Origin of the sequence: Paenibacillus sp. FSL R5-0744, assembly GCF_037972555.1 — a bacterium.
Lineage (GTDB): Bacteria > Bacillota > Bacilli > Paenibacillales > Paenibacillaceae > Paenibacillus_AQ.
On the sequence record NZ_CP150228.1, the window covers coordinates 6,148,036 to 6,161,904 of the forward strand.

A 13,869-nucleotide genomic window follows, 5' to 3' on the forward strand; every position below is an offset into this window, starting at 1 on the left:
TGTTCAGTTTTCAAAGATCAATGTCTCTCATTTCGTCGTCGTTGTTTGTCAGCGGCGACCTTTATAATATATCATAGTGTTTCGTTGTTTGGCAAGTCTTTTTTTGAAAAAGTTTTTTTCAACTTTTCTTGCCTTCCGCTTCCCTTTTACACAAGCAAAAGGAGCGCGAGATATAATTTATCACGAGCACTCCTTTTTAGTCAAGCTATTTTATTAAAAAATCTTAAATTCATATAAGACTCTTGCATTTACTGCTTATCCTTAGTGTTTATACTGAGAAGAACGTCCACCCCATGCATACTTGGAAAGCTCTTTCTGAGGAGCAAAACGAGCATACATACGAAATACAGTCTTATATCTATTGGCGATGGCATGCCTGATATTTTGGTCCAAGCGCTGATCGCTCAAATCTAACAGCATCTCATCAAGTTCTTTCCGCAAAACATAATCCAGTTCCTTGCATTCTTTTTCGTTGAACAACATTCCCAACATATGCTTGGCCTCCTTCATGAAGTTGCAAGTAACACATTCACTAAAACCAAAAACCCCTTGTACATAATTAGTTAGTCCATCTCATGGAGAAAGCTGCCTTAAGATCCTCTTACACTAGATTAACCGGAGTACTCTTTTTATAACCATAATTATTAAAAATTCCCTTTATGGTTTCGTCACGATTATATACTTCTGACCTTTAGGCAATCCTTGGATGAATAGCTTTACTGTTATGCTCCATTCTCGGAAGTTTTATGATAAAAGAGAAAAAGTTATTGTGCTTTCAATGATGGCTGCAACAAATAACAGGATTATTGTCCAAATAGATGCCGTAAGTGTTTGACGCATGAACGAAGACCACTCAACACCTCTGTTCACTTTTTTAGTGGATGAGCTAAACAGGCTTGCAACTACTTTCCCGCCGAACTGAAGTCCAAATGCACAAGCAATAATGATTGCTGGAATCTCTATAATCCCATGTGGCAGCAGTCCTTTTACTATTAGTTCGAATAAATCCTGTCCTTGCAGTGCTGATAAATGAATCAGATAGCCGATAACCGCTCCGTTAATAAATAAGAATATGGTTGGCAGTATACCGAACAACGCTCCTAAAAATATGATAAGAACACCCTTGATGCTGTTATTCAAAAATATAAATACAAAGAAGCTCCATTGCGGATTAGAAGAATCTCTAAGGTTGCCACTGATTTCACTGAGCCCCTCTAATTGCTGAACCAATAGCTTTTCCAGACTGCTAGTAGCTACCCACCCTATAACCGCTCCTACTGCGAACAGCAGACAGGATAGCAATAAAGCCTTCCGGATCGTTTTTAGATCTTTAATAAACGTGAAGAACGACAACATAAATACCCTCCTGAAATTGTGATCTCTGTTTCTTAGGTCATAACCTTGCGGTACGAGCATACATTTAGAACAAACAAGCATTTCGCATGGGAGAGGAGCGCTGTCATTATGAATTCTTTTTATGTATTCAGCGGCAAAAAGATTAAACGATTCATCTATATCTTCGCCGCTGTGCTTCTTGCTGCTGGAGTTGTCTATGTCGAGAGGGGAAACATAACCGTTTTTTCTGAATCCGGACCTTCCGCGATCTACAGTGTACCAACAGAGAAGAAGCTGATTGCCCTGACCTTCGATATTAGCTGGGGGGAGAAAAGACCCGAACCAATTTTGAAGGTACTTGAAGACAAGAAAGTGGACAAAGCCACCTTCTTCCTATCGTCTCCATGGAGTAAGACTCACCCAGACATTGTAACTAACATCAAGAATGCAGGTTTTGAAATTGGAAGTCATGGTCATAAACACGTCAATTACAGCACACTTAGCAACGAAGAAATTCGTACACAGATCTCAACGGCTCACACCGTACTTACCGAATTAACCGGCACTGAACCTAATTTGATTCGTATGCCTAATGGTGATTTTGACAAAAGAGTCCTTCAGGTTGCCAGCGATCTCGGCTACAAGGTCATTCAATGGGATACAGACTCCCTGGACTGGAAGAACATCGGCGTAGACAATATCGTGAAGCGTGTAACGACAAAAGCGCATCCAGGTGATATCGTCCTTCTACATGCCAGTGATTCCTGTAAACAAACACATGAAGCACTTCCACTCATTATCGACGAGCTCCGCAGACAAGGTTATGAATTCGTTACCGTCTCTGAGCTGATTAGTCAAAGCAACACCGAAGGTAAAGAAGTCCGCGACTCAGCTTCACTGAGTAATGCCATTGAGGACGCAGCTGGGCTGTAAAAACACATTCAATCTCTGGTGCCGTAATGGATGTTGATCTGTCCAAAGGATTAATGACGTGGAGAAATGAGTTCCGATATGTCAGGTGTGGGGGTATTCAGCTTCGGATAGCTCAGATCCAGACTCTCCAGTGTCTTTACAACGATGGATAAGGTCAAATAGTTGCGGTACCATTGATGATTGGCGGGTATCCAGTACCAGGGTGCTTTATCTATGCTAGATTCCTTGAAAACATCTTCATATGCTTCTTGGTAATCATCCCAATACTCCCGCTCCTGGAGATCACTTGCATCGAATTTCCAATGTTTTTTGGGATCTTCAAGCCGTTCCTTAATCTTCTTCAGCTGCTTCTCTTTAGAAATATGCAGAAAAAGCTTGATAATTGTCGTCCCCTCTTCCACCAGCATTTCCTCGAACTGCCGTATGTAACGAAAGCGACGCTTCAAGTCATCCTTTTTTAACCCTCCGTGTACCCGTGGTACCAATACATCTTCATAATGCGAGCGGTTAAATGCAGAGATATATCCCTTAGGGGGTGTCTTCTGATGAATCCTCCATAGAAAATCATGAGCCTCTTCCTCTAGAGATGGTTTCTTGAAGCTGGTCACTATAAATCCTTGTGGATTAATGCCTGAAAAAATATGCTTAACCGTGCCATCCTTACCGCTGGAATCCATTCCTTGCAGAATAACAAGCAGCGAATGCTTTTTCTGAGCAAACAAAATATCTTGGAGCTCTGCCAAACGTGCTTTAAGCTCTTCTGTTTTGGCTTCTACTTCTTTTTTGGATTTAAAAACACCTGTGTCGTCCGGATCCAGCTTGTTAAGCCGGATTTCTTTTGTGTCTTTTATCATATAGCGCTTGATGTCCATATATTCCCCTCCTAAAAGTTTTGTAAAGCATATGCATCATTGAGGAGCTTCGTACAAAACTTACTTCGAAAGCATACGCTTAGTTTTGTGAGCGTATCGTTCTTTAAGATTAACCTCTACAATCAGATTTTAATCGTTAAGATACAGTTAGAGCAAAGAACCCCGTCTTCTGAGATCAGAGCACGGGGTTCTTTGTTTAGTGCCTTCCCCATTCATTATCCGGCTGCCGGCTTCAGAATACGGTGTAGCATCAAAATTTGGAATGCATTACAAGCGATAAGCGGAACAACAATAAATACCGTTGCACTATCAACACCTATACGGAGCACGCCAATAACTTCCACAATTGAAATAGCTGTCATAAAAAAGAGGGTTGGAATCAAAGCTGAGATGTTTGTACTTTTTACTTTGAAATAAGACACAATAATAGCTGCTAGCAAAATAACGATTCCTAATATTAGATCAGACATAACATTTCTTTCCCCACCAACGACGGTACGCAAAAAAATCAGTTCAAGCAATGCGAGCACAGAAAGCACTAGTTGTATGTATTTCCAAACCTTTTGTGGAAAAACGCCGTTGCCCATATAATTCAAAATCAAATAGGCAAAAAAACCAAGTTGCGAATAAACGCTTACAAGCATACCGTAGCCAAGCAGAATCAGCGGGTATAAAAAGAAATCCCCGACACTTTTGAAATCAATCTTACCATTTACGAATTGCAGTGCCAGACCAGCGATTACAGCCCCACCCGCTCCTATAAGGAGGGTAGTCCAAAATAAATGAAACCATTTTTTTATACTCAGCCAATTCACCTCCTCTTGTCAGATTTATTTTACCAAGGATACCGACAAAACACCATTACACCCACAACATAAATGTGATCTAATTCGGCATAATACATCTAGAGAATCCTATAAAGGAGGGCAGCGCCAATGAAATGGAGATTTATCGGATCTGTGGGTTTGGCATTGAGCTTTGTTATGGCCTTAACGGCTTGCGGAAGTGAGCAGAGCAGTTCTTCTTCCGGACAAGGCAGTTATAAAGAAACGAAGACCATGGTTTTAGATATATTGAAAAGCGATGAGGGTAAAAAAGCGGTTGAGGAATCATTATCAAGCTCCAGCTCTAGTGGTACCAGTGGAATGAGCATGAAGATGATGCCACTTCAAACAACAGAGGAGATCAAGCTCGCTGTTAAAAATACTCTCACTGCACCGGAATATCAGAAGGAAATCGAGAAGATAATGACTGATCCCAAATTCGCGGGCGATTTTGCTAAAGCCATTCAATCACAAAGCAAGGAACTACACCTACAGCTAATTAAGGATCCCACTTATCAGAAATCAGTGGAAGAAATTATGAAGTCTCCAGAAATGATGACAATGTTTTTAAATCTCACTAAAACACCTGATTACCGTAAACAATCCATGAAGACCATGCAGGAATCCATGCAAACTCCATTATTTCGCATGGAAGTATTGAATTTACTTAAAAAAGTCGTACAAGAAGAACTTGAACCAAAAGAGAAAAAAGAAAAGGGTAGCGAAGGTGGCGACAAACAGGAAAGCAGTGGCGGCGGCAGCGGCGATGATTCAAGTTCTTAAAAAAAAGGCCTTATCCCACTAAACGTGTGGGAAGGCCTCTTTTTTATGCACAAGAGTTAGTGCTCATATTTGGCAATAAGTTTATCAGCAATTTCTGCAAATAATTGTCCTGATGGTGTCTCTTCTTTGTATACAGAAGGTGAGAAATCCGGTTCGGAAATATGGTTGTCCGGTGCACCTAGCGGTATTTGTGCAAGCAGCTCCGTATGAAGCGTCTCGGCAAGCCTCGCTCCTCCGCCTCTGCCAAAGATATAATCTTTCTTACCACAGTCAGTGCACTCATAATAAGCCATATTCTCAATGACTCCAATAATCTCATGATCTGTCTGTAGAGCCATAGAGCCCGCTCTAGCCGCCACAAATGCTGCGGTAGCGTGAGGTGTCGTAACTATAATCTCTTTGCTGTGAGGCAGCATCTGATGCACGTCAAGTGCCACATCACCAGTACCTGGGGGAAGATCAAGCAGCATATAATCAAGTTCACCCCAACCAACATCATTGAAGAACTGGCGAAGCATTTTACCCAGCATAGGTCCCCGCCAAATAACTGGACTATTCTCACGAATAAAGAAGCCCATAGACATGACCTTCACTCCAAAACGTTCCACAGGAATAATCGTTCCCTCTTCTACAACTGGTCCCTCTTCGATCCCCATCATATCGGGAATACTGAACCCATAAATATCAGCATCGATAAGACCAACTTTTTTCCCTTTTCTTGCAAGGGCTACGGCCAAATTCACCGTTACGGTTGACTTACCAACTCCACCTTTGCCGCTGGCCACGGCGATAAAGTTCACGCCAGAGCTCTCGCTAATTAATTCATGGTCATCAAGGCCTGCTGCATGTCCTTTAAGTTTCCCAGGTTCATCGAAATCCTCTACGCTCTCTCCGCGAAGTATAGCACGTTCATAATCGGTTGCATCACGAAGCCGGATATGTACATTAGAAACCCCACCCGCTTCAAGCAATTCACGAACCTGTTGTTCTAGATCCATGCGACTTTGCTCTTCAGGATTCAAACATACGATAGATAAAGAAATACGGTCTTCTTTAATCATAATGTCACGAATCAGCTGTAGTTCCACAAGGCTTTTTCCAGTTTCAGAGTCTGTTAATGGCTGCAGTATTTCCTGAATTTGTTCCTTAGTCAGCATGGAAAGCACCTCTGTTTCCTTTCCGGTTGAGATTTCTCCGGAGTTTTTGTCTATTATAGCATTACCAGTCTCCCGATGAGTAGTCCTGACTACTCGGAGGCGTACCGAAGAATTCCCCGATAAATGCTAGTCGCTACCTTCCGCTGATAGACATCATTTCCGAGTAGAGCTGATTCCTGGGGGTGTGACAAGAAGCCGACTTCAACAAGCACGGCTGGTATTTTCAATGCTTTTAACAGATATACAGTATTCACTGTCTTTGCCACACGATCGGTATTCTCCAGCGTAGTCTTCAGCTCACTCTGCACAAACTCCGCTATAGCTTTATTATCCTTGTGATTGGGGTAGTAAAAGGTCTGTGCTCCACTCCAACGATTGGAAGGGACACTGTTCATGTGAACGCTTATAAAAAGGTCTGCGCCTTTTTCTTCGATACTTCTTACTCTTTGTTTAAGATCTTCTGTCTTACGCTTAGAATAGCCCTTAGTACCTTCCTGAGCCAAATCATAATCACCTTCACGAGTCATTACTACAATAGCCCCTGCCTGCTGCAGATAATCACGCAAATAAAGCGATACCGCGAGATTAATATCTTTCTCAATTAACCCTTCCCGGCTAACCGCTCCTCCATCAGCTCCACCATGCCCCGCATCGAGAGCAATAACTTTTCCTGACAAGGGCAGACTCCAATAATTTAGTGTTTTAGCGGTAGGCATGTCATACGCAATAATTCCGATCATTATAGCTAGCAGTATCACGCCAAGCATACTTTTTTTGATACTGCTCCATGAAATCCAGACCGAGACTTTACTCTGCTTTCGGCCAGACATAACAAAGACCCCCTCGTCCCGATAGATAATACTCATCTATATGGGACAAGAAGGTCAAATAGTACTAGCTGTTAATGATTAAGCTGTAACTTCTTGTGTCATACCTTCAATCAGAATCTGCGCAACCTCAGGCCGTGTAAATTCTGGCGGAGGACATTGGCCATCACGGAGCAAAGCACGTACCTTCGTACCCGACAATGTCATGTGATCATCACTAGGATGAGGGCAAGTTTTACTGGATGCCATATTCCCGCATTTTTTACAGAAGAAGCTATGTTCAAAAAATAATGGAGTAATATCAAGTTCTTCAGCACTAAAATTCGAGAAAATTTCCTGTGCTTCATAAGTGCCATAATAATCACCTACCCCAGCATGGTCACGACCGACGATGAAATGGGTACAGCCGTAATTTTTGCGAACCATTGCATGGAAAATTGCTTCTCTAGGGCCTGCATAACGCATTGCCGCCGGAAAAACACCAAGGAAGGTACGATCCTCAGGATAATAGTTCTCCAAAAGCGCCAGATAGCTCTTCATCCGTACATTTGCCGGTACATCATCTGACTTCGTCTCACCAACAAGTGGATTTAGGAATAGAGCGTCTACAACCTCCATAGCGCACTTTTGAATGTACTCGTGAGCTCGGTGGACCGGATTGCGTGTTTGGAAGCCTACAACCGTTCTCCAGCCCTTTTCAGCAAATATCTTCCGCGTATCCGCAGGATCAAAATAAAATTCACCGAACTTCTCTGGCTGTGGGCGGTTCAAGACTGTAATCGGCCCTCCAACATAAGTTGCAGGACGAGCCAACAGCTTACTCACACCAGGATGTTCAGGATCTGTTGTCTTGAAGACATTTTGTGCTTCAATCGTTTGATCTACAGTATAAATACTCTCAATATCCAATAAACCGTAAATCTCGCCATCGTCTTCACCGATTAAAGAAACTTTATCTCCAATTGATAATCCGGCAGCCACATCATCTTCTACAGCCAGTGTTATTGGAATGCTCCACACTGTTCCATCTGCTAAACGCATGCTTTTTACTACTGAATGATAGTCTTGCTCATTTAAAAAGCCAGTTAATGGCGAAAATGCACCTACAGCTATAAGATCCAAATCAGATAAAGTCCAGGTATTCAAGACAATCGCCTTGCTGTCACGTGCGAGATTTAGCAATTCTTCTCTTTCAGTACCCTCTACTACACGGTTAACCAAAGCTCCGCCATGCGGACGTATTGAAGTCATCTTAGTCTCTCCTTCTATGTTCCCACAGGGATATGTCTTACTTGTGCAATCCGCACTCTGTCTTCTCTGATCCAGACCAACGGCCAGCACGCGGATCTTCACCTGGCATAACCTGACGTGTACATTGCTCACAGCCGATACTTGGATAGTTACGGTCATGTAGAGGGTTATAGATTACGTCATTTTCACGAATATAGTTCCATACATCTTCTGTCGTCCAATCCGCAATAGGATTAAACTTCACTAAACCAAATTTATAATCATACTCGACCTTTTTAGCATTTGCACGGGTAGGCGCTTGATCACGACGAATGCCAGTAATCCATGCCTCATATTGAGATAATATCCGAGTCAATGGTTCAACTTTACGAATACCACAGCATTGATTAGGGTCAACGGTCCATAGCGCATCACCGTATTGAAGTGCTTGCTCCTGCGTGGTGAGTTGCGGAGACACTCGTACAAACTCTAATCCGTATTTGTCTGCCATCAAATCTCTGGTTTCGTAGGTTTCCTTAAAATGATAATCTGTATCGAGATAAAAGACATCAGTAGATGGACTAACTTTGTGGAGCATATCAACAAGCACTACATCTTCGGCACCAAAGCTGCAGGCAAAAGTAATGTTAGGAAATGTTTCTACAGCCCAGCGGATAATATCCTCGGGTGAAGCACTCTCTAATTCTTCGGCCTTTATTCTGATCAAATCTTCTTTCTCGAGCAGGTTCATTAAGGTATTCCTCCATCCAAAATATTAATCGTATGAATAAATGAGGTAAAAGAAGTAATAAAACCAACTATTTCTATATGAAATAGTATATAACTTTTACTGAGGAAGTCAATGAGTTTCAACCCTCAGAATTAGTAAATGAATGCAAAAAAGGCCCATTTCTTGTTCGAAAGGGGCTGCTAAAAAAAATAAAACCCTCGACCGTAAAGGCCAAGGGTTGAATTCTTGATAAATATTAACGTTTCGAGAACTGAGGCGCACGACGTGCAGCCTTCAAGCCGTATTTCTTACGTTCCTTCATACGTGGGTCACGAGTCAGGAAGCCGGCTTTCTTAAGCGCACCGCGATATTCAGGGTCAACTTTAAGCAATGCACGGGAGATACCGTGACGAATTGCTCCAGCTTGACCGGAAATGCCGCCACCATGTGCAAGAACGATTACATCGTAGTTGCCTAGTGTTTCAGTCAGGTTCAAAGGTTGTTTTACGATCATTTTCAGTGTTTCCACACCGAAATATTCGTCCATCTCACGTTTGTTAATGACAATGCGTCCTTCACCCGGTACAAGGCGAACACGTGCTACCGAATGTTTACGACGACCTGTCCCATAGTATTGTACTTGTGCCATGAAACTGTCCTCCTCTATTCTTATCCGCGAAGTTCGTAAACTTCAGGTTTTTGTGCTGCATGTGGATGCTCGGCGCCTGCATATACTTTCAATCTCAGCTTCATGTGGTCCCCTTGACGAGTCTTAGGAATCATACCATGAACAGCGAATTCAATTACGCGTTCTGGTTTAGTATTCAGCAAAGTTTCAGCATTAGTAACTTTCAAGCCACCTGGGTGCATCGAGTGACGGTAGTATTTCTTGTTTTGCAATTTCTTACCGGTCAAGTGAATCTTCTCAGCGTTGATTACGATAACGAAATCTCCTGTATCAACGTGTGGAGTGAATTGCGGTTTGTGTTTGCCACGGATCAAAGCAGCGGCTTCGCTGGCCAAACGACCGAGTGTCTTGCCTTCGGCATCAATAATGTGCCAATTGCGTTCAACTTCGTTCGGCTTCGCCATATAGGTGGTACGCATGAATGTTTCCTCCTTGTTCTCGTACGAAAATCTTCTGTTTCGTATATCTTGTTTCTCATTGAATTACAATTATGTGAGTTAAGCAAAGCATTTTTTTGGCATTTCCTTGATCGGGGCTGTGGGATAGCCATCAAGAAAACACAACTTTTATATTACAGTATAAACATAACAAGTGCAAGTGATTTTTAAACATTCAGCCTATTATTCAGGAAGAAATTTATACAAGCATAAAGGCCTCTATCGTCCCTAGAAGGACGGTTAGCGTTTATGCGAGAAATATAAGGATAATGTATTTCGTGAAACTTATACATTCTTATATTTGAAAAAAAGATTCACTTTCAGTCTCGTCATATTCTACACTCCACAAAGCCAACCCCTTGGCCATAGCTGTTGGACCAGCAGCAGAACGATCACATGCCGCCAATATCTCAGCAACATGATCAGCATCTATTTTACCTTCCCCCACATGGATCAAAGTCCCCATAATAATGCGAACCATATGCTGAAGAAATCCACTACCCGTTATATAAGTTTGGATCACTCCCTGATCTAATGAAGAGGGTCGGCACATGCTGCGGTCTACTTCCATATGAGCTTCAAAGATCGTTCGTACATGAGAGGCCTTAGTAGACTTCCGTGAAGCAAACGAAGTGAAGTCATGTGTCCCTAAAATATGCGTTAAGCCTTGCTGCATCGCAGGAATGTCCAACCTCACCGGATGATGAAGCTGCCAGCGCCGTTGAAACGGGTCTGGAAACCTGTTGCCGTTAATCGTGTATCGGTAAGTTTTACGCTTAGCTCCTCTACGAGAGTGAAACGTTAGCGGTACTTCCCTAGCCTCAGTAACCACGATATCTTGTGGCAGCCGGGCATTAAGCGCCAGACACCAACGTTCAAGTGGGATTCGAGAGGAGGTCGTAAAGTTAAAAGGCTGACCGTAGGCGTGTACTCCGGCATCTGTGCGACCAGAAGCAGTAATCTTAAGCTCCTCACCTGTCAGATGGAGTATCGCTTGCTCCAGCCGATCTTGAATCGTATTGCCCTGAGGCTGGGTCTGAAAGCCATCATAATTTGTTCCGTCATAATTGACCTTCATCAATAGATTACGCATTCCGTTCTCCTTTTTAAACCGTTCAGCAGAAACGTCGATCGAAGCACTGTCTGATCTTATTCAAGAGGAAGAAATGGCTTTGCCGTCCCCAGAAGGACGGCATCCATTAACACTTCACTCCATTACTTCAAAAAAAAGAGCCCCTGCGGGAGCTCCTTCAATTGAACCAAGGTGATTCCCACGGTTATTAGTACAGCAGAGTCTTGCGCCTCTGCAGCACAATAACGCTGATATTTCCCCCATCTTTACTCCAAAGAGGGCCGGATGAAAGGGAAGCATCGGAAATCAATACTTGTGATACTACGCGCGGTCTACCAATTCAAGATAAACCATAGGCGCAGCGTCCCCACGACGAGGTCCGAGTTTCAGGATACGAGTGTATCCACCTGGACGCTCTGTGTAACGAGGAGCAATGTCAGAGAACAATTTTTGAATTGCATCTTGTTCACCATCAACAGTCTCGCGGCGAACAAATGCAGCTACTTGACGACGAGCATGAAGATCGCCTTTTTTAGCTTTAGTGATCAACTTTTCAGCGATAGAACGAACTTCTTTCGCTTTAGCTTCCGTTGTTTGGATGCGCTCGTATAAAAATAGATCCGTTACCATGTCGCGAAATAACGCTTTACGCGCACTGGAATCACGGCCCAATTTTTGGTATGCCATGTGTTTTCCCTCCTTTACTGTAGCAATCTGTAGCTATTCTTCTGTACGGAGTCCCAAACCAAGTTCCTCAAGCTTCTCCTGAACTTCTTCCAAAGATTTACGACCAAGGTTACGCACCTTCATCATATCTTCTTCAGTCTTCGTGGTAAGCTCTTGTACGGTATTAATACCAGCACGTTTGAGGCAGTTGTAGGAGCGGACAGAAAGATCAAGCTCTTCGATTGTCATCTCTAGCACTTTTTCTTTTTTGTCTTCTTCTTTTTCAACCATAATTTCGGCGTCTTTCGCTTCGTCCGTAAGACCTACGAACAATACGAGGTGCTCGTTCAAAATTTTGGCTCCGAGGCTTACAGCCTCTTCCGGTCTAATACTGCCATCTGTCCAAATTTCAAGCGTCAATTTGTCGTAGTTGGTCACTTGACCAACACGTGTATTGTCTATGCCGTAGTTAACGCGTGAAATAGGAGTGTAGATGGAGTCAACCGGGATAACGCCAATTGGCTGATCGTCGCGTTTGTTCCGGTCCGCTTGGACGTAGCCGCGACCACGGCCTGCAAAAATACGCATGTGAAGTCTCGCACCAGGTCCCAGCGTTGCAATGTGAAGATCCGGGTTGAGGATCTCAACATCGCTGTCCGCACGGATATCACCTGCGGTAACGATGCCTTCCCCTTCGGCATCAATCTCAAACACTTTTTCCTCGTCTGAATGAATCTTCAGGGACAAGGCTTTAAGGTTCAGAATGATCTCCGTCACATCTTCCATTACGCCTGGAACGGTCGAGAACTCATGCAGAACGCCGTCAATTTGGACCGAAGTCACTGCGGCTCCTGGAAGCGAAGAAAGCAATATCCGGCGAAGTGAATTCCCCAGAGTCGTGCCATACCCACGTTCCAACGGTTCAACTACGAATTTCCCATAGGTACCTTCATCATTAGCTTCTACGGTCTCAATCTTCGGCTTTTCGATTTCTATCACGAGTTTACCCCTCCTTCAACGTCGCTCCTATATGAAACTGTCACCCCATCAGGTGCATCATGTAGTATGCCTAAACACCTATTATTAGCAGATGTGTCAGAATTATACCACATTTACAATACTGATTTCACTATACGCGACGACGTTTCGGCGGACGGCATCCATTGTGAGGAACCGGAGTTACGTCTTTAATAAGGTTAACTTCAAGCCCTGCAGCTTGAAGGGAACGGATGGCTGCTTCGCGGCCCGCGCCCGGTCCTTTAACCATAACCTCAACCGACTTCATGCCGTGCTCCATAGCTGCTTTAGCTGCTGATTCAGCTGCCATTTGCGCTGCGAATGGAGTCGACTTACGGGAACCTTTAAATCCTTGGCCGCCGGAGCTTGCCCAGGAAATTGCATTTCCGTGAGGATCTGTGATGGTAACGATGGTGTTATTGAACGTGGAACGAATATGTGCCACGCCGGATTCGATATTTTTACGGTCGCGACGTTTGGTACGTACGACTTTTTTCGGTTTAGCCATTGTCTCTTATCCCCCCTTATTATTTCTTCTTGTTTGCTACCGTACGACGCGGGCCTTTCCGGGTACGGGCATTGGTTTTAGTACGTTGACCGCGAACAGGCAATCCACGACGGTGACGAACACCGCGGTAACAGCCGATCTCAGTAAGACGTTTAATATTCAAGGAAATTTCACGACGCAGGTCACCTTCAACCTTAACCGTTTTGTCGATCGTTTCACGCAGTTTGCTGACTTCATCTTCCGTCAAATCACGGACACGTGTATTAGCGCTAATGCCTGTTTCATTAAGAATTTTCTGAGAAGTCGTTTTACCGATTCCGAAAATATAAGTCAAGGCGATCTCAACGCGTTTGTCACGTGGCAAATCCACTCCAGCTATACGAGCCATTTTACGCTACACCCCCTTCTTAACCTTGTTTTTGTTTGTGTTTCGGATTTTCGCAAATCACCATAACAGTCCCTTTGCGGCGGATTACTTTACATTTCTCGCAAATGGGCTTTACAGAAGGTCTTACCTTCATGTTAATTACCTCCTCAAAGTTTTGCGAAGCAAAACTTTTTTCGTAGTTCCCATCTATTTACGGTAAGTTATACGACCTTTTGATAAATCATAAGGCGATAACTGCACGACCACTTTGTCTCCGGTCAAAATACGGATAAAGTGCATCCGCAATTTACCGGATACATGGGCAAGTATTTGATGACCGTTCTCAAGCTCAACCTTAAACGTTGCATTTGGCAACGGTTCAAGGACAGTACCTTCTACTTCAATGACATCTTCCTTAGCCAC

General features: G+C 43.5%; 19 protein-coding genes. 2 read left to right on the top strand and 17 right to left on the bottom strand.

Features of this window, described 5'->3' with window-relative positions; genetic code table 11:
- Positions 1 to 261: 261 nt before the first annotated feature.
- Together MKY19_RS27280 and MKY19_RS27285 are read right to left on the bottom strand one after the other, a co-directional pair.
- Positions 262 to 492 (bottom strand): hypothetical protein, encoded by a 231-nt coding sequence (locus MKY19_RS27280; RefSeq protein ID WP_036680631.1) that lies wholly within the window; start codon positions 490 to 492, stop codon positions 262 to 264.
- 252 nt (positions 493 to 744) lie between these two features.
- Entirely contained in the window at positions 745 to 1,356 is a 612-nt protein-coding gene (locus MKY19_RS27285) for a stage II sporulation protein M (protein WP_339798872.1), read from the bottom strand.
- Between the two features lie 108 nt (positions 1,357 to 1,464).
- Here MKY19_RS27285 and pdaB point away from each other — a divergent pair, with 108 nt between their 5' ends.
- A complete protein-coding gene (pdaB, locus tag MKY19_RS27290) occupies positions 1,465 to 2,268 on the top strand; it encodes a polysaccharide deacetylase family sporulation protein PdaB (protein ID WP_042192142.1) in 804 nt (267 codons plus the stop codon).
- Positions 2,269 to 2,318: 50 nt separating this feature from the next.
- Here pdaB and MKY19_RS27295 read toward each other — a convergent pair whose 3' ends face one another.
- Together MKY19_RS27295 and MKY19_RS27300 are read right to left on the bottom strand one after the other, a co-directional pair.
- Positions 2,319 to 3,140, bottom strand: a complete 822-nt coding sequence (locus MKY19_RS27295) for a PPK2 family polyphosphate kinase (protein WP_339798877.1) — start codon at positions 3,138 to 3,140, stop codon at positions 2,319 to 2,321.
- A 215-nt stretch (positions 3,141 to 3,355) separates the two neighbouring features.
- Positions 3,356 to 3,946: a KinB-signaling pathway activation protein gene (locus MKY19_RS27300; protein WP_042132517.1), complete on the bottom strand. Its 591-nt coding sequence runs from the start codon at positions 3,944 to 3,946 to the stop codon at positions 3,356 to 3,358.
- Positions 3,947 to 4,075: 129 nt separating this feature from the next.
- On the opposite strand from MKY19_RS27300, the gene gerD reads away from it, so the two are divergent.
- Positions 4,076 to 4,747, top strand: a complete 672-nt coding sequence (gerD, locus tag MKY19_RS27305; RefSeq protein WP_042192146.1) for a spore germination lipoprotein GerD — start codon at positions 4,076 to 4,078, stop codon at positions 4,745 to 4,747.
- A gap of 56 nt (positions 4,748 to 4,803) precedes the next feature.
- On the opposite strand, the gene MKY19_RS27310 is transcribed toward gerD, so the two are convergent.
- The 13 genes from MKY19_RS27310 to infA all read right to left on the bottom strand — a co-directional run bounded on the left by MKY19_RS27310 (position 4,804) and on the right by infA (position 13,869).
- Positions 4,804 to 5,904 (bottom strand): Mrp/NBP35 family ATP-binding protein, encoded by a 1,101-nt coding sequence (locus MKY19_RS27310; RefSeq protein WP_339267410.1) that lies wholly within the window; start codon positions 5,902 to 5,904, stop codon positions 4,804 to 4,806.
- 89 nt (positions 5,905 to 5,993) lie between these two features.
- Complete coding sequence (cwlD, locus tag MKY19_RS27315; RefSeq protein ID WP_076286844.1) at positions 5,994 to 6,734, bottom strand: N-acetylmuramoyl-L-alanine amidase CwlD; 741 nt, start codon at positions 6,732 to 6,734, stop codon at positions 5,994 to 5,996.
- Between the two features lie 78 nt (positions 6,735 to 6,812).
- A complete protein-coding gene (gene sat / locus MKY19_RS27320; protein ID WP_339798880.1) occupies positions 6,813 to 7,982 on the bottom strand; it encodes a sulfate adenylyltransferase in 1,170 nt (389 codons plus the stop codon).
- A 37-nt stretch (positions 7,983 to 8,019) separates the two neighbouring features.
- Positions 8,020 to 8,712, bottom strand: a complete 693-nt coding sequence (locus MKY19_RS27325; protein ID WP_339798883.1) for a phosphoadenylyl-sulfate reductase — start codon at positions 8,710 to 8,712, stop codon at positions 8,020 to 8,022.
- Positions 8,713 to 8,947: 235 nt separating this feature from the next.
- The gene (gene rpsI, locus MKY19_RS27330; RefSeq protein WP_025706574.1) at positions 8,948 to 9,340 is read right to left on the bottom strand and encodes a 30S ribosomal protein S9; all 393 of its coding nucleotides are present in this window, start codon (positions 9,338 to 9,340) and stop codon (positions 8,948 to 8,950) included.
- A 20-nt stretch (positions 9,341 to 9,360) separates the two neighbouring features.
- The gene (gene rplM / locus MKY19_RS27335; protein ID WP_036680589.1) at positions 9,361 to 9,798 is read right to left on the bottom strand and encodes a 50S ribosomal protein L13; all 438 of its coding nucleotides are present in this window, start codon (positions 9,796 to 9,798) and stop codon (positions 9,361 to 9,363) included.
- A 313-nt stretch (positions 9,799 to 10,111) separates the two neighbouring features.
- Entirely contained in the window at positions 10,112 to 10,909 is a 798-nt protein-coding gene (truA, locus tag MKY19_RS27340) for a tRNA pseudouridine(38-40) synthase TruA (protein WP_339798887.1), read from the bottom strand.
- 300 nt (positions 10,910 to 11,209) lie between these two features.
- A complete protein-coding gene (gene rplQ, locus MKY19_RS27345; protein ID WP_019908254.1) occupies positions 11,210 to 11,575 on the bottom strand; it encodes a 50S ribosomal protein L17 in 366 nt (121 codons plus the stop codon).
- A 33-nt stretch (positions 11,576 to 11,608) separates the two neighbouring features.
- Positions 11,609 to 12,553 (bottom strand): DNA-directed RNA polymerase subunit alpha, encoded by a 945-nt coding sequence (locus MKY19_RS27350; RefSeq protein WP_036680585.1) that lies wholly within the window; start codon positions 12,551 to 12,553, stop codon positions 11,609 to 11,611.
- Between the two features lie 130 nt (positions 12,554 to 12,683).
- Positions 12,684 to 13,079, bottom strand: a complete 396-nt coding sequence (rpsK, locus tag MKY19_RS27355) for a 30S ribosomal protein S11 (protein WP_019908251.1) — start codon at positions 13,077 to 13,079, stop codon at positions 12,684 to 12,686.
- A 19-nt stretch (positions 13,080 to 13,098) separates the two neighbouring features.
- Complete coding sequence (rpsM, locus tag MKY19_RS27360) at positions 13,099 to 13,467, bottom strand: 30S ribosomal protein S13 (protein WP_036680583.1); 369 nt, start codon at positions 13,465 to 13,467, stop codon at positions 13,099 to 13,101.
- Positions 13,468 to 13,486: 19 nt separating this feature from the next.
- Complete coding sequence (rpmJ, locus tag MKY19_RS27365; RefSeq protein ID WP_003322638.1) at positions 13,487 to 13,600, bottom strand: 50S ribosomal protein L36; 114 nt, start codon at positions 13,598 to 13,600, stop codon at positions 13,487 to 13,489.
- 53 nt (positions 13,601 to 13,653) lie between these two features.
- Positions 13,654 to 13,869 (bottom strand): translation initiation factor IF-1, encoded by a 216-nt coding sequence (gene infA / locus MKY19_RS27370; protein WP_036652996.1) that lies wholly within the window; start codon positions 13,867 to 13,869, stop codon positions 13,654 to 13,656.